A 20,156-nucleotide genomic window follows, 5' to 3' on the forward strand; every position below is an offset into this window, starting at 1 on the left:
ATCGCGATCATGGCGGTGATTGCCGTGCTGTCGTGGCGGGGGCTCGATCAGATCATTCGTGGCCGGCAGACGATTACGAGCGCGATGGAAGATGAGCGCGTCTTTGCGCAGCTATTCGACCAGATGCGGATCGATGCGCGGCAGGCCGCGTCGGATGATGAATCCGGACAGGCGGCGGTGTCGGTTTCAGGCAGCGTGCTGCAGATCGTGAGGGAGACGTTGTTGCCGGGGACGGCGCCGCGTTTGCAGGTGGTGAGATATCGCGTGTCCGATGGGCGGGTGGTTCGGTATGCGTCGCCGCCGTTGGGGAATGTGGGCGAGTTGCGGCGCGCGCTGCGCGGTGGCGAGGGAGATGGCTGGACGGCAGTGCCTTTGATGGGCGGGGTCGGTGCTATTTCTGCCCGTCTTTATGTGCCGAAGGTTGGCTGGACCACGCAGATGAAGGATGTGCAGAGTGCTATCACGGAGAACGATAATAATTTGAAGGTGCCCCAGTTGGGGAATGCGCCGCTGCCGCGGTCGGTGACTGGGCTGGAAGTGAGTGTTGGGGCGAAGTCGTTGGCGCGGCCTGTTACGCGGGTTTTTCTCGTCGGAGAATGAGTATGAAGTTCTCTTTTTTGTCTCCGCGACGCTCTGGGCTTTTAGTGTCTTTGTTGTCTCCGCGACGCTCTGTGGGTGGGCGCCTGCGGCGGTGCTTTTCCTTTGGTTCTTTGCCTGCTCAGCGTTCCTGTTTTTGTCTGCGCTCTTACGGCGTTGGCCTTTCCTTGTTTTCTTATCGGTCTATTTGCGTCGCCCCTGTGCGGGGCAGGCACCTACTTTTCTTTGCAGCCGCAAAGAAAAGTAGGCAAAAGAAAGCGGCTCAAACCGCTAATGCTAAGCGGGTCCCCCGCGCAGCTATCCGTAGTGGTGCATCTGGAATCGGTGCCCCCGCACACTCCGCGCTTGTGACAAGGCAGTCATCCGTTCCGGCGGCGCTGCGCGCGCCGAGCGGTACATCACGAAAAACAAGCGGTGCTTCTGATGCCTGCGTCCCTCACACACAAGCTACCGCCGGAAAATTGGTGGGGAATTTCGCCGAGGCAAAGCCGACGGCCCCCACTCACCTCAAACGAAGCCACTGGTTTTCCAGGCAGGCCCTTCCGGCGAGCGCGGAGCGCGAGGCGGGAGGTATGACTGCCTTGTCACTTCGGGTTGAGGATATGGGGGCACAGATTCCAGATGCACCACTGCCCCCTCCAAGCCAGGGGACCCATTTAAGAATTAGCGGTTTGAGCTGCTTTCTTTTGCCTACTTTTCTTTGCAGCAGGCAAAGAAAAGTAGGTGCCCCCCCGCACAGGGGGAAAGCAAATAAACCAATAACAAAACAAGGAAAGGCCAACGCCTTAGGCACACAGCCAGGAAAGCAGCCGCAGGCAAACCAAGGAAAGGCCAAAGCCGTAGGCACACAGCCGGGAAAGCAGCCGCGGGCAAACCAAGGAAAGGCCAACGCCATAGGCACACAGAAAAAACCAAACCCGCCGCAGGCAAAACAACAGGGCGTGGCAATCATCAGCGCCCTACTAGTAGTCGCGCTATCAGCGATATTAGTATCGGGCATGCTCTGGCGCCAGCAAGTCCAAATCCGCAGGATAGAAAACCAGCGCCTCCTATCCCAGGCGCAATGGGTCGCCCGCGGTGCGCTCGACTGGACGCGCCTGATCCTCCGCTCGGAGGGCGACACCTCAACAGGCATCACGTACCTGGGCGGCCTATGGGGCGTCCCCATCGTCAAAACACGCCTGTCGGATTTCCTTGGGCAAATAGGTGAAGTCAGAGCCGAGCAAGGCCAGGAAACCTACCTCTCAGGTTCAATCGAAGACGCCCAGGCGAAATTCAACCTCCGCAATCTGGTCTCGAGCCCAGCGCCGGGCGTCATGCAACTGAACACGGAACAGATCGGCGCCTATCAGCGCCTGCTGGTGTCCCTCGGCGTGAACAGCCAACTGGCAAAAAACACCGCCGTGCAGGTCCGCGCGAGCCTTTCTCAATCGGCGACACGCTTCCAGACAGTCACGTCCACCACCGGGACAACAGCGACCCCGACCCCGCAGGGCGGCGCCACCGGCGGCAGCTTCACCGACAAACCCGGTATGGAAGACGGCGACGACAACGCGGCGCTCGCGCCGCTGCAAATGATCAGCGTGGATTCGTTGCTCGACATCCCCGGCTATACGCCCGAAATGGTCGCGCGCTTGCGGCCGTTCGTCACCGTGCTGCCGACGGTATCGGCTGTCAACATGAATACGGCTTCCGCCGAAGTGATCGCGGCGATCGTGCCGGGAATGAACCTGTCGTCCGCGCAAGCCTTCGTCGCGCGCCGGCAGACGGTGTTTTTCCACAACGTGAGCGACGTGCAACTCGCCTTGACCGGCGCCGGCGTACAGTCGATCGCGATCGATCCAAATGCCATGGACGTCAACACGAATTACTTTCTGATCCACGGCCGGGTGCAGCACGAACGCGCGGAAGTAGACCGCACGACGCTCGTCTATCGCGACGCATTGACTCACACTACGCGTATCGTGCGGGTACAAGACCAACTATGAATAACGCCTTTCCCAGAGAGAGTGGCCTTTGAGCACGCTGATCGTTCTATTGCCGCCGCGTGATCCGGCGGTGCCGTCGCAGGAATGGCAATTGCCGGACCTGTCGTTCGTGCTGCTCGACAAGTCGGGCCGTACCCAACGCGCGGGCCGCTCGGCGCTCGCGCTGCTGCCGCGCGCTTCGTCGACGGTGCTGATGGTCGCCGCCCGCGACCTGCTGATGATGCCCGCCAAGCTGCCGCCATTGCGCGGCCCGCGGTTGCGTCAGGCGTTGCCGAATATCGTCGAGGATCAACTGATCCAGGACCCGCAAACCTGCCACATCGCCGTCGACCCGCAGCCGGTCGCAGGTGGCCGGCAATTGCTCGCGATCATCGACCGGGGCTGGTTCCGCTTCATCTGCGAGGGCTTTGCCGCAGCCGGCCACCGCAGCGTGCGCGCCGTGCCGGTCACGCGCTGCCTGCCGCTAGCAGTGGCGCTCGATACACCCGCCGAAGTCGCGGAAATGGTCAACGCGGGCGAGCCGGTCATGGCGGGCTCGGCTAGCGTGGCGACGTCGCTGCCGGGCGTGGCGCCGGTGGTCGCGCCTGGCGTCGCGTCGGCGGTGCCGATGGTGGCGGCCGTGCTCGGCGCAGTCGTCCAGACCGCGCCTGCATTGCTGCTCGAAGGCGCGATTGAAAGCGCGGTGGTCAGCGGTGCGCCGCGCGTCGAACTGGCTATCGCGCGCGGCGTGCAAGGCGAAGGGCTGGCGGTGCCGGCTAACGTCGTGAACGCGACGCTCGCCGCGCTGGCCGGCGCTGCGCGAGTCTCGCTGTACATGCTGACCGAAGTGCCTGGCAACGAGCCCAGTCTTGCTGCAACCGGCCCCGCCAGGCTCGCTGCCCATATCCATGGGGCCAGCCCACTGCCGTTCGAGCAACTCGCGCGGCGCGCGCTGGAGTGCCGCTTCGATCTGTGTCAGTTCGAGTTCGCCTCGCAGCCGTGGCGGCTCGACCGCGCGACGCTGCGGCGTCTGCGCCTGCCCGTCATGCTGGCGATCGGTGCGCTGGTGATCGCGATCATCGGCGCGAACGTGCAGTGGCTGATGCTCGCGCGCCAGCGCGACGCGATCAACACGCAAATGACCGAGCTGTTCCTCAACACCTTCCCCAAGACGACAGTCGTGCTCGATGCGCCCGATCAGATGTCGCGCCAGTTGCAGCAGTTGCGGGTGGCGGCGGGTGAGCTGTCGCCGGACGATTTTCTGTCGCTCGCCGATGGTCTCGCGCGTTCGTTGGCGCCGGTGCCGGTCAACGGCATCGCCGCGCTCGACTATCACGACCGGCGGCTCGATGTGACCTTCAAGCCCGAGGTGAAACTCGATGCCGATTTCGCCAAACGCCTCGCGCGCAACGGGTTGACCGGCGCGATCGATAGCAACACCGGCAAGTGGACCATCAGGAACGGACAATGAAAGCTGAACTCGCCCAAAGCTGGGCTGGATTCTGGGACCAGCGCACCGAGCGCGAAAAAACGCTGCTGGCATGGGGCGGTGGCGTGCTGGCCGTGGTGATCGCGTGGTCGGTGCTGTGGGCGCCGGCGCAGGATGGCCGGGCGCATCTGCGCGAGTCGCTGCCCACCTTGCAGCGTCAATTGGCACAGATGACCGCGCAGTCGAATGAAGCGCGCCAGCTCTCCGCCGCGGCTCAAGGCGTCGCGCCGACCGGCGCTGCGCTGAAGGACGCACTCACTGCCTCGCTTAGCGACCACGGCCTTGCCGCGACCCAGGTGCAGGTGATTGGCAACGCGGTGCAGATCCAGATGAAGAACGCGTCGTTTCCCGCCTGGACGAGCTGGGTCGACGATGCGCGCAAGCAGTTCAAGGTGCAGGTCGCCGAGGCGCATGTGACCGCGCTCAAGGAAGACGGCCAGGTGGATCTGACGGCATCGTTGCAGCCGTCTACCGCGAAATGACCGCGCCGCTACAGGATCTCGCATGAATTACTGGATGCGGCGCCTGCGCGTCGCGCTACCCTGGCTGGCGGTCGCGATACTGGCGAGCGCGGCCGTGATGCTCACGTTGTTGCCTGCCGCCTGGATCACGCCGCAGTTCGCCAAACAGACCCATGGCCACATCAATCTCGTCGACCCGGCCGGCTCGTTGTGGCACGGCTCGGCCACACTGATGCTCGCCGCCGGTTCCGACATGAGCGCGGCGACCCTGCTGCCGGGGCGGATCGAATGGCGCACGGCATTCTGGCCGCTCTTCACCGGCCGTGTGCGGATGATCATGCGGCACAGCGAAGCAATGCCCGACCCGATCACTGTCGACATCACCCCGCGCAGCGCCACCGTCACGCCGGGTGCGATGGCGGTACCGGCTTCGCTGCTGAGCGGCCTCGGCGCGCCTTTCAATACGCTCGATCTGCAAGGCGACGTGCGCCTCGCGTGGTCCGATTGGCGCAGCTTCAATCAGGAAGCGTTTGGCCAACTGACCGTGACCCTGAACGATGTCAGCTCGCGTGTCTCGCTGGTCAAGCCGCTGGGTTCCTACCGGTTGCTATTTCAGGCGCAGGGGGTGTCGTCCACGCTGGATCTGACGACCCTCAAAGGGCCGCTAATGCTGACCGGCAATGGCAGCGTGTCGCCAGCCTCGACGTCGTTTCATGGGACGGCCAGCGCCGCTCCGGAAGCGCGCGACAATCTCGCCGGGCTGCTGAATCTGTTGGGACGGCCAAGCGGGCCGGATACGGTCGCGTTGACGTTCGTGCACTGAGGCGCGCCTAGTTGCTCTGCGCCGGTTGCGACGCGGCGCCGTTTTGTGCCACAGGCGTCGTCGTCGCCGGCAACGGCGCGGGCGCCGCCACATCGCCCGTTTCGCGATTCATTTGCGTTGCGTCCCAGCCGCCGCCGAGCGCCTTCACCAGACCCACCGACGACACCATCCGCTGCCCGGCGATGTTCTCCAGTTTCTGCTCCGCCGTGAAGGCGGTGGTCTGCGCGGTCAGCACGTTGACGTAGCCGACCGTACCCGCCTTGTACTCGTTCGTGACGATGGCCAGCGCCTGCCTGGCTGAATCCACCGCTTGCCGCTGCACGACGATTTCCTGTTCGAGAATGCGCTGCGAGGCGAGATTGTCCTCGACGTCCTGGAACGCCGCGAGAATCGTTTGACGGTATGTCGCGACGTCCTGATCGTAGGCAGCGCGAGCGGCTTCGGTCTTTGCCTGGCGCAAGCCGGCGTCGAAGATCGTTGCGGCAAGTTGCGGGCCGAGCGTCCAGAAGCGCGACGGCGCGGTCAGCAATTGCGAGAACACGGAATTCTCGAAGCCGCCAGTGGCCGACAGTGTCAGCGACGGGAAGAACGCGGCGATCGCAACGCCGATCTGTTCATTCGCTGCCGCGGCCTTGCGCTCAGCCGATGCGATATCCGGGCGCCGCTCGAGCAGCGCCGACGGCATCTGCGCGGGCACGGCGGGCGGCGTGGCGGTGAGCGGCATTGGCGGAATCGAGAAAATCGAGGCCGGTTCGCCGACAAGTACGGCGATCGCGTGCTCGTCCTGCGCGCGCTGAACACCATTGTCGATCGCGGCCGCTTGTGCCGATTGCAACTGTGTTTGTGCCTGAATCACGTCGGAGCGCGCGGCGACGCCTGCCGCGTACTGGTTCTGCGTGAGCTGCAGCGAGCGCTGATAGGCCGCGACAGTGTCGTCGAGCAGCTTCTGGGCGGAGTCGAGCGCGCGCAGCGAGAAATAGGTTTGCGCGAGCGTGGCCTGGGCGGACAAGCGCGCATTCGCCAGATCGGCGGCGGCGCCTTGCTGGCCGGCTTTCTGGGCATTCACTGAACGCGTGACCGAACCCCACAGATCTGGCTCCCAGCTTGCGTCGAGTTGCACATTGAAGCTGTTGTTGACACCGGAGCGGCTCGAAGCGGTGGTGGAGTTGCCGCTGGACGATGAACCGTTGCCGGAGCGCGTGGCGCCTGCCGATGCACCGACAGTTGGGAAATACGCCGCGCGCGCCTCGCCGACCAGCGCGCGTGCTTGCCGGTAGGCGGCGGCAAATTGGGCGATGGTCTGGTTGGACGCGTTCAGCTTGTCTTCGAGCGCGTTGAGTTGCGGGTCTTCGTAGATGGTCCACCAGTCGCCGCGGTCTTGCCGATCGGCCGGTTGGGCGACTTTCCAGCCGGGGGCGGCTTCCTTGTAGGAAGCGGGGATTTCGGCCCCGGGCCGTTTGTAGTCGGGGCCGACCGCACAGCCGGCCAGCAGGGTGGCGAGGGCCGCTGTAACCGCAATAGCCAGGGCGCGGGGCGTAATCGTCCGCGCGCGCGAGATTCGATCAAACTGCATGCAATGGATTCCTTCAGGACGCCGCAGTGCGGCCGTTGGCGGCACTGCCGGCCGAGATCATGGCTCTGCCGGGATGTTAGCGTATGGAGCCGCTCAGGCGCGGAATACTGAAAGGGTAATGCGGGGGAGAAGGAGGTGTGTTACTTAGGGTGTCGGGATGGTTACATGCTATTACCGGCTTCGCTGCCTTTGGCGGCGGCAAAAACGCCACGCAGACAACGAAGGACGACTTTGTCAGACAGGAATTAAACCCGCGCGTCCGTTGAAGTAGTCTGCCGGGCCAGCTTTCCAGCCGCAGCCCGACACGGCGCACCTAAGCGTGACTGGCAAGTGCCCGCAGAGTTTGTCGCAGCGCTCGTCGTCACAGCGGCACTCGCCACCGCGACTGACGACACCACCGATTCCTCAGGGGCGGCCTTAGCCCCCTTTCGTCCCCGCCGATGCTCCACCCACGCAAGCACCGCGACCCCCACCGATCCACCGGGCAGCACGAACAGCACAGCGAACAGCGCCAGTTTCCACCAGCGATGCGGCCCTTGAAAGGTGCTCAGCGCGGAATCGGTCAGGGAGCGGCTCAAGCCGCCAAGGGTGTTTTTGAGGTACAGCATCGGGAAAATCCTTTTCGCGCGGCGCCATCGCGGCGTGCAGACAATCGGTCAGAACATGGTCTCGGGTGGCGCGGATCGCGCGTAACTCGTTGCCTACAATAATATTGACTATGCAATTAAATTTCAAGATACTTTGCTCCGCACGCAGCGCGGTGTTGTTTTTTGCGCCGTTCGCACTGCGCGAAATGAAATTTGACTTGTCTGCTTAGGCAGCTAAAATCCGTTCTGTTTGACGATGTTCCCGGATACACGATGACCGATGGGCCCTACAACGCTGACGAGATTCACCTCGAATCGAGTCTTGGCTATTACCTGACGAAAGCGCGAAACGTGCTTGTCGAGCGGATGGACCGTGCGGTCAATCCGCTAGGACTGACCGCCCAGCAAATCGGCGTGATTCTGCTGTTGTCTGCGCAGCGCGCGAGCACGCCATTCGAGCTGTCGCGCGTCATGTCATACGACAGCGGATCGATGACGCGTTTGCTCGATCGCCTTGAAAAGAAAGGCTTTGTGGTGCGCTCGCGCAGTGACGCCGACCGCCGGATGGTCAAGCTGGAGTTGACGCCGCAGGGTCACGAAGCCGCGCGGCAATTACCCGCTCTGGGGGCCGCTGTGTTGAACGAGCAATTGCGCGGATTTTCCGCCGCTGACCACGCCGCCTTGGTTGACCTGCTCGGCCGTTTCATTGCGAACGGCATCGGCGAAGGAACAAGCGCGTGTTGCGGGCTCGGACCGTCGCAGGAATCGGTGGAAGACTCACCCGAAGAACCATTGCCAGATCACGGCGAGCAGTAACCAGGAGGCGTTTTTGTAAGCGCCATCGTTTGAAAATGTCTGTCTGGGCAGAGGGTGATGCAGCATGTAAGCGCGCCGTTCGGTGGGCGCGATAAAGCTGCCGCGACAAGCTTTCCCAGTTGAGGAGAAACACATGGCTGCTACGGCTCCCGCCGAAACCCTACCCGCCGCCGAACTCACCCCGCTCAAAGGTGGGGCGCTGGCGTTGCTCACCGTCGGTCTCGCGCTCGGCACGTTCATGGAAGTGCTCGACACGTCGATCGCGAACGTGGCTGTGCCGACCATTTCCGGCAGCCTTGGCGTGGCGACCAGTCAGGGCACCTGGGTCATCTCATCGTATTCCGTGGCCTCGGCGATCGCCGTGCCGCTGACCGGCTGGCTCGCGCGGCGCGTCGGCGAGGCGCGGCTGTTCACGCTGTCCGTTCTGCTTTTCACGATCGCCTCGGCGTTGTGCGGCTTCGCGCACAACTTTGAGTCGCTGATCGCATTCCGGCTCCTGCAAGGTCTCGTCTCCGGGCCGATGGTCCCGCTGTCGCAGACGATTCTCATGCGCACATACCCACCGGAAAAGCGCGGACTCGCGCTCGGCCTCTGGGCGATGACCGTGATTTGCGCACCGATTTTCGGGCCTGTAATGGGCGGCTACATCACTGACAACTACACATGGCCGTGGATCTTCTACATCAACGTGCCGATCGGGTTGTTCTCGGCGGTGTGCGCGTTCCTGTTGCTGCGCGGCCGCGAGACTAAGGTCACCAAACAGCGTATCGACGCGGTCGGACTCGCGTTGCTCGTGATCGGCGTGTCGTGTCTGCAGATGGTGCTCGATTTTGGCAAGGATCGCGACTGGTTCAACTCGACGTTTATCGTCACGCTGGCTATTATCGCGGTGGTGTCGATTGCGTTCCTGCTGGTGTGGGAGATGACGGACAAGGAACCCGTCGTCGATCTCTCGCTATTCAAGGATCGTAACTTCGCACTCGGCGTGGTGATTATTTCGTTCGGGTTTATGGCGTTCTTCGGGTCGGTGGTGATTTTCCCGCTCTGGTTGCAGACGGTGATGGGTTACACCGCCGGACTTGCCGGTTTAGCGACCGCCCCGGTCGGCATTCTTGCGCTGTTTTTGTCGCCGATGATCGGCAGGAATATGCATCGGCTGAACCTGCGCATGGTGGCGAGTTTTGCGTTCATCGTGTTTGCGTTCGTGTCGTTCTGGAACTCGACATTTACGCTCGATGTGCCGTTCAATCATGTGATCTGGCCACGGCTGGTGCAAGGCATTGGTGTCGCTTGCTTCTTCGTGCCGATGACTACGATTACGCTGTCTAGCGTGTCTGATGATCGGCTCGCTAGTGCTTCTGGTTTGTCGAACTTCTTTCGGACTTTGTCCGGGGCTATTGGGACGGCTGTCAGTACGACGTACTGGGAGAACGATACGATCTACCATCATGCGATGTTGACCGATTCGGTGAATGTTTATTCGGCCAATACGAATGCTTATACCAGTGCGTTGGGGAGTCTTGGGCTTTCTGGTGACGGCGTCACTGCGCAGTTGAATCAGATCGTTACGGCGCAGGCTTATATGATGGCGACTAATGATTTCTTTCGTATTTCTTGTGCGGGGTTTCTTGTGCTTGCTGTGCTGGTTTGGGTGACTAAACCTAAGAAGGGGGTTGGGCCTTCTATGGGGCATTGAGGGTTTTTTTTGCCTGTGCGGCGGTTGTTATTTGTATGCCTGCGGTGTTGGCCTTTTCTTGTTTTCTTCGTGGTCTATTAGCGTTCGCCCCTGTGCGGGGCAGGCACTTACTTTCTTTGCCGCCGCAAAGAAAGATAAGCAAAGAAAGCGGCTCACCCCGCTAATTCTTAAGCGGGTCCCTCGCACAGTTGCGGTAGTGGTGCATCTGGAATCTGTGTTCTCGCACACTCCGCGTTAGTGACAAGGCCGTCATACCTCCGGCGGCGCTGCGCGCGCCGAAGGGGACTTCTTGAACTGGCCGCCGCTTTTTGTGCGGCGGTTATTCAGCGCCACGCTCGCGTTTTATGCGTGGGCGCTTTCTCTTCGCTGACCGCGTTATCGGTTGGTCACCCTCACTGCGTTATCGCTTCCCCACTCGTTCCCGGGATCGATTGTCCTGATGCGTCCGGGTGCATAGCCGTTGGTGCAGGTTGCGAGGTTTTTTCGTCGCTCTGCGGCGCGGCTGTCGCGGTGCCTCGTACGTATTCCTTGAAGTCGGCGCCCGCTTCCCATGGGTTCGGTTTGCAGCCCAGGGAGCCGTCGCAATGCGCTGCAAACCCTATCGTCGCCGTGCCGTCCGGGTTCGGTGTGCGCGTGATCTGGTACGCCAAGGCGCGCTTGCCGCCGTCCGGGCCGGCAGTCTGGATCAGCGTGTCCGTCGCGGATTCGACCTTGTACTTCGAATGGCTCGTTACCCACGTTTGTGCACGTTGCCACCAGACATCACATTCGGTTTTGTTCGAACACGTCAACGGCGTTGTCGCGATCTGCATGACGTCCGGGTTGACCTGCCCCTGCGTCGAACATCCCGCCGTCGCCACCAGGCACAGCGCGGCCAACAGACCTTTTTTCATCACGTTGAAGCCTCCCTCTCTGGAGCGTGTCGTGTAAGTTGGACCGCATCCCCGGCGCGGTGTTTCATACGCATCCGTGAATCGTCAAACAAGCGGAGATTTTGCCGGTGTGGTCGGACATCCAGCACCGATTTGCGTAGACGTTACCTATGCGCAATAAAAAGCGGCCCTCAAGGCCGCCGTCTGATTCACAAATGAAAATGCCGTTCAGTGTTAACTGAACGGCATTGGACCACGGCCTACGTTCTGTCGTTTAGACGCTAAAGCGGTTCAGGGTGTACGCCCGGTATGCCGCGACAAACGCGTCGAATGAACCCACCTCTTCCTGTTCAAGTTTGGTCTGCTCGGCCAGCGATTGTGCAGCCAGATCGGTGAATTCTTTTGTCTGCGCGGCGTCCAGCGGACGTGAGCGGAAATATGCGGCGTGCGCTTCGCTTTGATCGAGGCTGAACGCGATGAAGCTCTGCCGCTTGTCGCGCATCGTCTGCAATACGCGCGCAGACGGCGTCAGCGATGCATCCGCCAGTTTCGCGCGCTGAACCGCCACGGCGCGCGTGTGCGCGTCGCCACCGTGCAATGCGTCCAGCGTTGCCGCGGCTGCGTCGATCTTCACGAGCAATTCGTTCGCCCAATCCGCCATCGCAACTGGCTGGCTGTCGCGCGTCAGTTCGAGGCCCGGCTTGCGGCCTTCCATCGTCACGCGGCCGAAGTTCTGATTCGCCTCCGCATACGCGTCAGGCGGCAGCGGCGCGCTGTCGTCGAGCGCGCAGACCAGCAGGTAAGCGTCGAGAAAACGCGACGTCTCCAACGAAATGCCGGTGGGCTCAAATGGATCGATGTCCATGCAGCGCACTTCGACATACTGCACGCCACGCGCAGCCAACGCATGCAGCGGACGTTCGCCCGGATAAGTAACGCGCTTCGGACGGATCGTCGAATAAAACTCGTTTTCGATCTGTAGCACGTTCGTGTTGATCTGGACCCACTCGCCGTCGCGCTGTGTGCCGATCGCCTCGTACGCAGGGTACGGCTGGCTCACGGCCTTCGCGAGCGCGTCGAGGTAGCCGGGCAGCGTGTCGTAGTCGGCGTGCAGCGCAGCCTGCGCGGTGGTGTTCGAGTAGCCGAGGTCGCTCATGCGCAAGCTGGTCGCATACGGGCGATACAACGTGTCGGCGTCGAATGTCTCGAGCGTGTGTTGGCGATCGCGGAGGAATCGGCGATCCAGTGCCGGCGACGCGCCGAACAGGTACATCAACAGCCAGTTGCTGCGGCGGAAATTGCGGATCAGCGCGAGGTAACGGTCGGACTGGAAATCGACGGCGGTTGCTGTGGATTGCTGGTCGGCATGCAATACCCGCCACACTTCTTCGTTCAGCGAATAGTTGTAGTGGATGCCCGCAATGCATTGCATGGTGCGGCCGTAACGGAGCGCCAGGCCAATGCGGTACACGTACTTCAGTTTGCCGATATTCGACGAGCCGTAGCGCGCGATCGGAATACCGTCGTCCGTTTCGGGCAGCAGGCCCGGCATGGAGTTGTTCCACAAGATTTCGTCGCCGAGTTCTGCGTAGACGAAACGATGCAGCGTATCGAGTTTCTCGAGCGTGATCGCGACGTCGTGTTCGGCCGGCGTGATCAGTTCGAGCAGCGCTTCGGAATAGTCGGTGGTGAGCGACGGATGCGTGAGTGCCGAACCGAGCACGCGCGGATGCGGCGTCATGGCGAGCTTGCCGTCGTGCGTCACGCGCAAGCTTTCCTTTTCGATGCCGCGCAAGCCGCGTACCAGCGCATCGCGCTGCGGGCCTGAGCTCAGCACGGACAGGCGGTGCGAGAACGCGTCGTTCGTGCGGGAGGATGTTGTATTTGGCATTGATGCGAGTCGGGCGTTGTCGGCCGCCATGTGCCGCTTCACTGCTTAGGTGCAGCACTGCGCGGTTGACAACGTTCGGCGGAATTTTCGGGTAGCGGGCACTTTAACATCTCGCCACGGCGGCTGCTTGAGGCCGCTTCGGCGGCCCCTCGGACCACGTAACTTCGCCTATTTTCAGGACGAATCGGCCTGCCCTGTACCTCGCCACGCTTCCCGTCGCGCACCTGAGACGCGATCCGCTCGTTCCCAACTGGCGTACGACCTCAGCCGCCGCGCGCGGCTCCCGCCCGATCCGCCATCTCATTCCACAGATGCATCGCCGCATACGCGCGCCATGGCCGCCACGCGTCGGTGCGGGTGCGTTGCTGTGTGGGCCGTACGAGCGACGGGTCACGCGCGCAGATCGACTGCATCAGCACGAGGTCCCATGCGGGCCAGGCGTCGGCGTCACGCCACGCGCGCATCGCCACATACTCGACAGTCCACGGACCGATGCCAGGCAGTGCGAGCAACGCAGCGCGCAGGCTGTTGGCATCGGCGACGCCGCTGTCGAGCGGTACGTCGCCTGAAGCGACCGCCTGCGCGAAGCCTTGCAACGCCGCTACGCGTTTACCCGGCATGCCGATCTTTTCCAGATCCACAGCCGCGAGCGCGGCGGACGTCGGAAAGCGCCACGCGGTGTTCTCGTGCGGATGACCTTCGATGCGTTCGCCAGCACGCTGCACTAGCCGTCCGATGATCGTGGTCGCCGCTTTCACGCTGACCTGCTGCCCGACAATGGCGCGCACCACCAGCTCGAAGCCCGACCACGCGCCCGGCACGCGCAAACCCGGCACGGCTTCGATCAGCGGCGCGAGCCATGGGTCGGCGGCCAGCTCGTTGCCGATCTTCTTCGGGTCGGCGTGCAGATCGAACATTCTAGCGATCGGCGCGGCGAGCGCGTCGGCATGACGGCTCGCGGGACCTTCGATGTTCGCAACGATGCAGCGCTTGCGCGGATGCAGGCGCACGGTCAGCGTGCCGCTGTCGTCAGCCCAATCGATCGCGCGGCGATAGGCGCCGTCTTCGACCGCTTCGACGCCGGGCGTTGCGCGTCCGCCGAAAAAGCGCAGCAGACGCGGCCAGTCGAAGGGTGGTTTGAACGGCAGTTCGAGTGTTGCGACTTCGTCAAGCGTACTCACGCGGCGTGGTCCAGGTTGGTGGTGGTTGCATTGGCTGCGTGCTCGCGGCGATCTGGTTTATCGGACGAAACGTTGCCTGCTTGCCGCGCTTCGTTGTCGAGCAGGGCGGCCTTGCGCGGCAGCCCCCAGCGATACCCCGCCAGCGCCCCGCCCTTCTGCACCACCCGATGACATGGAATCGCCAACGCGACCGGATTCGTCGCGCACGCGCTCGCCACCGCGCGCACGGCCCGCGGTGAGCCGACCGCTTCCGCGATCTGTGAATAACTGCGTGTCTCACCGTAAGGAATACGCCGTAGCGCGTCCCATACACGTTGCCGGAATGCGGTGGCGGCAATATCCAAAGGCAAATCGAAGTCCTGACGGCTACCGCGCAGATAGGCGTCGATCTGTGCGATGAACGGCGCGAGGCGGGCTGCGTCTTCGACCAGTTCGGCGTTCGCGAACTCGCCGCGCAGGTCTTCGGCGAGTATCGCGGCATCGTCGCCGAAACCGATCTTGCAGATGCCTTTGTCGGTTGCGGCTACCAGCACGAAGCCGAGCGAGGTCGACGCGCTGGCGTAACGCACGATGAGCCCCGCGCCTTTGCGGCGAAACGCGGACGGCGCCATACCCAATTCCGCCGAGGCGCTGTCGTACATCCGCGACGGCGAGCCGAAGCCGGCGTCGAGTGTGGCGCGTGTCACGTCCGAACCGCTCTGCAGCGCGTCGCGCAATGCGGCGCCGCGCTGCGCGGCCTGATACTGCCGCGGCGACACGCCTACCACGCGCTTGAACAGGCGCTGCAAATGGAACGGGCTGACATGCACCGTGTCGCTCAATTGTGCGAGCGTGAGGCGTTGCTGCGGATCGGCATCCAGCGCCGCGCAGGCGCGATTGACGATCTCCAGCTCGCGCGGCAGGCCGCCGGGCTGGCAACGCTTGCAATCGCGATAGCCCGCGGCGCGCGCGGCGTTGGCGTCGGTGAAGAAACTGACGTTTTCGCGGCGCGGCTGGCGCGACGCGCACGACGGGCGGCAGAACACGCCCGTCGTTCTGACGGCGTAGAAGAACGCGCCGTCGGCTTGCGGCTCGCGGCGGGTGACGGCCTCCCAACGCTCGGCGTCGGTGGCCCAACTGGTGGTGCCGGCGGCGGTTTCGGCGCCGGTATCGGTATGGTCGGTGCGGTTCATGATGGTCCCGGAAAGGCGGTGTCGATGCTCACCAATGTAAGCCGCATGCCGACACACTACGCCCCGGTTCTTGCTCTGTCATTGCGCTTCCTCGTAAGCCGGAAGCCCCGCCGGCGCCCGTCTCGCCTCAAACTGCGACAATTTGGCACGATATCGGGTTTTCCCTTAAAAAGTTATTGCGTCGCACCAACCCCATGTGTATATTAGTACTTGTCTCCTCCATGTCTCCTCCTGATATGGATTCAGCCCGCTCCACATAGAGCGGGCTTTTTTTCGTCTGGCCATTCCTGATCCGTCCCTTGTGACCGGTTCGCAGCCTGCTCTCGCTGTGCCGTCCTTTCTTCTAAACTGTGGTGGCTATTCATTCATTCTGCGAACCAGCCAAGGGGCGTTCGACATGAAAATCCACATTCGCGAGATCGACCACATCGTCATTCGGGCGTCGAACGTTCCTGAGATGAGGCGCTTTTATTGTGAGGTGCTCGGTTGCAGCGTCGAGAAGGAGCAGCCCGCTCTGGGCCTGACGCAGTTGCGCGCGGGGCGCTCGCTGATCGACCTGTTAAAGGTTGGCGCGAAGCTCGATCATCCCGAAAACGGCGTGCCTGGCGCGGGGCGGAATATGGACCACGTGTGTTTGCGCGTTGAACCGTTCGACGCCGAGGCGCTCAAGGCGCATCTGACCGAACACGGCGCGCGGCCTGGCGAGGCGGCTTTGCGCTACGGCGCGGATGGCTTTGGGCAGTCGCTGTATCTGTTCGACCCGGAAGGCAATATGGTCGAACTCAAAGGACCGCCGGAAGCGGCGCGCGTGACGTCGCTGTAATTACCAGGCGTTAGCGGGCGCCTTCAGCACCGTCCACTCGATCTTCACCGCATCGGCCTCGGCGCTGCCAAGCCATGCTTCGCCATCCTGCACAGTGCATTGCAGACGCATGGTCCGCTCGGCGAGCTTGCCGAGCGCGGCGGCGATGTCTTCGCCGAGCGTCCACACCGTCACATTGCGCATGCGTTCCACCTTCCCGCGCACCCCCTGCCACCAGATGTCCGATGTGCGGCCGCCATAGGCGATCACGATCACTTCGTTCGAGCGGCCACTCGCCTTGGCAATGCGTCGTTCGTCCGGCTGGCCGACCTCGATCCAGGTTTCGATCGCGCCGGTGAGGTCCTTCTGCCAGAGGTCCGGTTCGTCGACATCCGACAAACCTTTGCAGAATTCGAGGCGTTCCTGCGCAAACAGCGCGAACGCGGCGACGCGGACCATCATCCGTTCGTCGGTTTCCGAGGGGTGGCGGGCGATCGTCAGGGAATGGTCGGCGTAGTAGTGCCGGTCCATGTTGGCGATCTGGAGTTCCGCCTTGTAAATCGTCGATTTGAGAGCCATGCCGTTACTAAACCAGGCGCTCGCTCCACCGGAGCGAACAGAAAAAGAATCGTCGACGGCGCGTTGCCGTTTTCCGTGTTTGTTGTACATCGCGTGTTCCTCCCGAGCCGAACGTCGGCTGCAATTGCGGCTATTGCAACAGGAGAAGCATTTATCGCGCCACTGCCGGGTCGGAAGCGATGCCGTAGACCTCGGAAGCCGCTTCCCGCAAGGCTTCGAGCACGACAGAGGCCGCCGGCGAAAGCAGGTGCGACTGGCGCGTGATGATACCGAATGTATCCATTCTGCACGGTAAATCGATCGGTACCTGCTTGAGGACACCGTACTGTTGGTACTGACGCGCCACTTCATCAGGTAAAACCGCCAACATGTCGCTTTGAAGCAATAAGCTCGAAATCGCCAGAAAATTGTTGGTATTGACGACGTTTTGAGGCGGATTCAGCCCAATCTGCGAAAACATAAGATCAAAGCGATGGCGCAAAACACTGCCCGGCGGGTGCAAAACCCAGCTCGCGTTGACGATTCCACGCAGTGTCAAACCTGTTTCATTTTCGAGAGGATGGCCGGGACGCGCCACCACACACAGCGGTTCGTCGGCGAGCGGTTCGTAGCGGATTTCGGTCTTGAACTGGTTTTGCCGCTCCAGTACCCGGCCGATCATGATATCCAGTTCGCCTTCGGCGAGCCTCGGCAGCATAACGTCCGACGTTTCCACCTCCGCCCAGATTTGCAACTGCGGATAACGTTCTTTCACACTGGCGATGGCGCGCGGCACCATCGTCGCGGCGGCCGCGGCGATCACGCCGATGCGCACCTGGCCGGCCAGACCCGCGCGCAGCGCGGAGATTTCATCGTGCGCGTGGCTGAGATTCGAGAGCACCATGCGCGCGTGACGGATCATGACTTCGCCGTACAGGGTGGCGTGCATGCCGTGCGGCGTACGGTCAAACAGGCTCACCTCCAGCATGTCCTCGAGCTCTTTCAGGAGCCGCGACGCAGCGGGCTGGGTCATGCCGAGCACGTCGGCGGCACGCCGGACGTTGCCCTCCTCTTCCATCGCCGCGAGCAGCAGCAACTGGCGCGTTTTGAGTCGCGCCCGCACGAACCAGTTCGAATAGCTACGCGTCATGGCCTGTCTCCTATGCGGCTTGATGCCGTCTTTCGGACGATTTGCCGTCACCAGGTCTCCATCATGCCATATCGAAAATGATATCGGGATGGCCTAAAAAGGGATTGGAAAGTTATTGGGGCGGCTCATACCATTCGTGGACTTTGAGCTTCCTCATGTGGCGCCCCTCCCTTCGATGAATCGCGACCCACTCGTCCCGCTCGTTGCCAGTCCATTCCGCCATTACATCAATGGCGGTTGGGAGACGGGCGCGACCACGGGCGTGTCGTTCAATCCGTCGGATCTGGATGAACCGGTCGGCGAATACGTGCGGGCCGATGCAAGGCAGACCGATACCGCGATCGAAGCGGCGAGCGCGGCCTTTCGCGAATGGTCCCTGGGTTCGGCGCAGCGCCGCGCCGATGCGCTCGATGCGATCGGCAGCGAGATGCTCGCGCGTCGTGACGAACTGGGCCGGCTGCTGGCGCGAGAGGTCGGCAAGACGCTGCCGGAAGCCTTGGCCGAAGCAATGCGGGCCGGCCAGATCTTCAAGTTCTTCGCCGCCGAGGCAGTCCGCGCGTTTGCCGAGCCCGTGGCATCGGCGCGCGCCGGCGTCGAGATCGACGTGACGCGCGAACCGCTCGGCGTAATCGGCATCATCACGCCGTGGAGTGCGCCGCTGGCGATTGCCGCCGCGAAGATTGGCGCCGCCCTCGCCCACGGCAATTGCATCGTCTTCAAACCGGCCGAATCGGCGCCGGGTTGCGCGGCGGCGCTGGCGTCGATCGTCAGCCGCGCCGGTTTGCCGGCCGGCGTATTCAATCTCGTGCTGGGCAGCGGTCGGCAGGTCGGCGCGCGGATCGTTGCGCATCCGCTGGTGGCGGCGATTAGCTTCGCTGGCTCGGCGGAAACCGGCACGCGTGTTTTGCAAGCGGCGGCTGCGCGGCAAGCTCGCGTGCAATTGGAAATGGGTGGCAAGAATCCGTTCGTGGTGCTGGCCGATGCCGATCTCGACGGCGCGGTCGATGCAGCCCTTAGCTGCGCCTATAGCTTCGCCGGTCAACGCAGTACGGCCGCGTCGAGGTTGGTCGTCGAACGTGCGGTGTTCGAGCCGTTTGTCGACGCGTTGCAGACGAAGCTCGCCAGGCTCAGCGTCGATCATGCACTGAAGCACGGTACGGATATTGGTCCGGTCGCCAACGCCGCGCAGTTAGCGCGCAATCTTGACTACGTACGCGTTGGTCAAGAAGAAGGCGCGCAACTGCTGCACGGCGGCCGTCAACTTGAACGTGCGACGCGCGGCTATTTTTTCGAACCGGCTTTGTTTATCGGTGAACCCGAACACCGCATCGCGCGAGAAGAGATTTTCGGTCCGCTCGCTGTGGTGCTGAAAGCCGACGACTACGACCACGCACTGCATCTCGCGAACGACACCGCCTACGGCTTATGCGCCGGCATCTGCACGCGCTCGCTGAGCCGCGCGCGGCATTTTCGCCGCCACGTGCAATGCGGCCTCGTCACGATCAACCTGCCGACTACCGTTGTCGAGCATCACGCGCCTGGCGGTGGTCGCAAGACGTCAGCCCATGGCGCGACGGATGCGGGCTTCTGGACGGCCGTAAAAACGGCCTACGTCGCGGGTTGATGGCGATGAGACGTGCTCACTTGCCGCCGTGCATTCACGCTGCAAATAAACGAAATCAATGCAGCTTTTCAACCCCAGGAGACAGATATGACCAGCAAGCTTCGCCGTTTGACGCTATCCGCGATCGCCGCCGCGGCCCTCGCCGCGCCCTTTGCCGCACAATTCTCCGCGCACGCGGATACGCCGCTCAAAGTCGGCTTCCTTGTGAAGATGCCGGAACAGGCGTGGTTCATCAACGAACAGAAAGCCGCCACCGCGCTGGGTCAGAAGGACGGTTTCTCGGTGGTCAACATCGGCACGCCGGACGGTGAAAAGGTGCTGGCCGCGATCGATAACCTCGGCGCGCAAGGCGCCAAAGGTTTCGTGATCTGTGCGCCCGACGTGCGGCTCGGACCGGCGATCCAGGCGCGTGCGAAGCGCTACAACATGAAGTTCGTCACCGTCGACGATCAACTCGTCGACTCCACCGGCAAGCCGCTGCCGAACGTGCCGCATCTGGGCATGTCCGCGTTCAAGATCGGCAATCAGGTCGGCACCGCGATCGCTGAAGAGATGAAACGCCGCGGCTGGAAGCCGGAAGAAGTCGGCGCGCTGCGCATCACGAATTACGAACTGCCGACTGCCAAACTGCGCACGGACGGCGCGACGGAATCGCTGCTGGCCGGCGGCTTCAAGAAGGAAAACATCTTCGACGCGCCGCAAAAGACTACCGATGACGAAGGCGGTTTCAACGCGTCGTCGCCGGTGCTCGCGCAGCATCCGAATATCAAGAAGTGGGTGATCTTCGCGCTCAACGAGGAAAGCGTGCTGGGCGGCGTTCGCGCGACCGAACAACTGCACATTCCGGCGGCCGATGTGATCGGTGTCGGCATCAACGGTGCGGGCGAAGCGTTTGCC

The 20,156-nt window shown here is 62.6% G+C and carries 18 protein-coding genes; 10 read left to right on the plus strand and 8 right to left on the minus strand.

Going from position 1 to position 20,156, the window contains the following annotated elements; all coding sequences use genetic code 11:
- The 5 genes from VFE81_RS26325 to VFE81_RS26345 all read left to right on the plus strand — a co-directional run.
- Positions 1 to 600, plus strand: a 600-nt coding sequence (locus VFE81_RS26325; protein ID WP_325047389.1) for a hypothetical protein, incomplete at its 5' end; no start/stop codon positions are given.
- An 890-nt stretch (positions 601 to 1,490) separates the two neighbouring features.
- Positions 1,491 to 2,585 (plus strand): type II secretion system minor pseudopilin GspK, encoded by a 1,095-nt coding sequence (gene gspK / locus VFE81_RS26330; protein WP_325047406.1) that lies wholly within the window; start codon positions 1,491 to 1,493, stop codon positions 2,583 to 2,585.
- Between the two features lie 28 nt (positions 2,586 to 2,613).
- Entirely contained in the window at positions 2,614 to 4,035 is a 1,422-nt protein-coding gene (gene gspL / locus VFE81_RS26335; protein ID WP_325047390.1) for a type II secretion system protein GspL, read from the plus strand.
- The gene (locus VFE81_RS26340; protein WP_325047391.1) at positions 4,032 to 4,535 is read left to right on the plus strand and encodes a type II secretion system protein M; all 504 of its coding nucleotides are present in this window, start codon (positions 4,032 to 4,034) and stop codon (positions 4,533 to 4,535) included. Before gspL ends, VFE81_RS26340 begins: the two co-directional genes overlap by 4 nt.
- Positions 4,536 to 4,557: 22 nt before the next feature.
- Positions 4,558 to 5,337 (plus strand): type II secretion system protein N, encoded by a 780-nt coding sequence (locus VFE81_RS26345; RefSeq protein ID WP_325047392.1) that lies wholly within the window; start codon positions 4,558 to 4,560, stop codon positions 5,335 to 5,337.
- Positions 5,338 to 5,344: 7 nt separating this feature from the next.
- Here VFE81_RS26345 and VFE81_RS26350 read toward each other — a convergent pair whose 3' ends face one another.
- Entirely contained in the window at positions 5,345 to 6,910 is a 1,566-nt protein-coding gene (locus VFE81_RS26350) for an efflux transporter outer membrane subunit (protein WP_325047393.1), read from the minus strand.
- A 245-nt stretch (positions 6,911 to 7,155) separates the two neighbouring features.
- A complete protein-coding gene (locus tag VFE81_RS26355) occupies positions 7,156 to 7,518 on the minus strand; it encodes a hypothetical protein (RefSeq protein WP_325047394.1) in 363 nt (120 codons plus the stop codon).
- Positions 7,519 to 7,770: 252 nt separating this feature from the next.
- On the opposite strand from VFE81_RS26355, the gene VFE81_RS26360 reads away from it, so the two are divergent.
- Together VFE81_RS26360 and VFE81_RS26365 are read left to right on the plus strand one after the other, a co-directional pair.
- On the plus strand, positions 7,771 to 8,313 hold the full coding sequence (locus VFE81_RS26360) for a MarR family transcriptional regulator (RefSeq protein WP_325047395.1): 543 nt from the start codon (positions 7,771 to 7,773) through the stop codon (positions 8,311 to 8,313).
- Between the two features lie 133 nt (positions 8,314 to 8,446).
- Positions 8,447 to 10,009, plus strand: a complete 1,563-nt coding sequence (locus tag VFE81_RS26365; protein WP_325047396.1) for a DHA2 family efflux MFS transporter permease subunit — start codon at positions 8,447 to 8,449, stop codon at positions 10,007 to 10,009.
- A 392-nt stretch (positions 10,010 to 10,401) separates the two neighbouring features.
- Here the strand turns inward: VFE81_RS26365 and VFE81_RS26370 are convergent, their stop codons facing one another.
- From VFE81_RS26370 to ada, 4 genes are all read right to left on the minus strand, one after another.
- Positions 10,402 to 10,902: a hypothetical protein gene (locus VFE81_RS26370; RefSeq protein ID WP_325047397.1), complete on the minus strand. Its 501-nt coding sequence runs from the start codon at positions 10,900 to 10,902 to the stop codon at positions 10,402 to 10,404.
- A gap of 253 nt (positions 10,903 to 11,155) precedes the next feature.
- On the minus strand, positions 11,156 to 12,772 hold the full coding sequence (gene gshA, locus VFE81_RS26375; RefSeq protein WP_325047398.1) for a glutamate--cysteine ligase: 1,617 nt from the start codon (positions 12,770 to 12,772) through the stop codon (positions 11,156 to 11,158).
- Between the two features lie 263 nt (positions 12,773 to 13,035).
- Positions 13,036 to 13,953, minus strand: a complete 918-nt coding sequence (locus tag VFE81_RS26380) for a DNA-3-methyladenine glycosylase (protein WP_325047399.1) — start codon at positions 13,951 to 13,953, stop codon at positions 13,036 to 13,038.
- Positions 13,950 to 15,125, minus strand: coding sequence for a bifunctional DNA-binding transcriptional regulator/O6-methylguanine-DNA methyltransferase Ada (ada, locus tag VFE81_RS26385; protein ID WP_325047400.1), 1,176 nt, complete (start codon positions 15,123 to 15,125; stop codon positions 13,950 to 13,952). The genes VFE81_RS26380 and ada overlap by 4 nt, the downstream gene beginning before the upstream one ends.
- A 397-nt stretch (positions 15,126 to 15,522) precedes the next feature.
- Between ada and VFE81_RS26390 the strand changes: the two genes are divergently transcribed.
- Positions 15,523 to 15,948 carry a VOC family protein gene (locus tag VFE81_RS26390; protein ID WP_325047401.1) on the plus strand — a complete coding sequence of 142 codons (426 nt, stop codon included), beginning with the start codon at positions 15,523 to 15,525 and terminating at the stop codon, positions 15,946 to 15,948.
- Here VFE81_RS26390 and VFE81_RS26395 read toward each other — a convergent pair whose 3' ends face one another.
- Both VFE81_RS26395 and VFE81_RS26400 read right to left on the minus strand, forming a co-directional pair.
- Positions 15,949 to 16,506, minus strand: a complete 558-nt coding sequence (locus VFE81_RS26395) for a YaeQ family protein (RefSeq protein ID WP_325047402.1) — start codon at positions 16,504 to 16,506, stop codon at positions 15,949 to 15,951. It abuts the gene before it with no gap.
- Positions 16,507 to 16,657: 151 nt separating this feature from the next.
- Entirely contained in the window at positions 16,658 to 17,635 is a 978-nt protein-coding gene (locus VFE81_RS26400) for a LysR family transcriptional regulator (protein WP_325047403.1), read from the minus strand.
- 175 nt (positions 17,636 to 17,810) lie between these two features.
- On the opposite strand from VFE81_RS26400, the gene VFE81_RS26405 reads away from it, so the two are divergent.
- A complete protein-coding gene (locus tag VFE81_RS26405; RefSeq protein WP_325047404.1) occupies positions 17,811 to 19,259 on the plus strand; it encodes an aldehyde dehydrogenase family protein in 1,449 nt (482 codons plus the stop codon).
- An 87-nt stretch (positions 19,260 to 19,346) separates the two neighbouring features.
- The coding region (locus tag VFE81_RS26410) for a substrate-binding domain-containing protein (protein WP_325047405.1) at positions 19,347 to 20,156 on the plus strand (810 nt) is incomplete at its 3' end.

The organism is Paraburkholderia sp. (genome assembly GCF_035656215.1).
Taxonomy (GTDB): domain Bacteria; phylum Pseudomonadota; class Gammaproteobacteria; order Burkholderiales; family Burkholderiaceae; genus Paraburkholderia.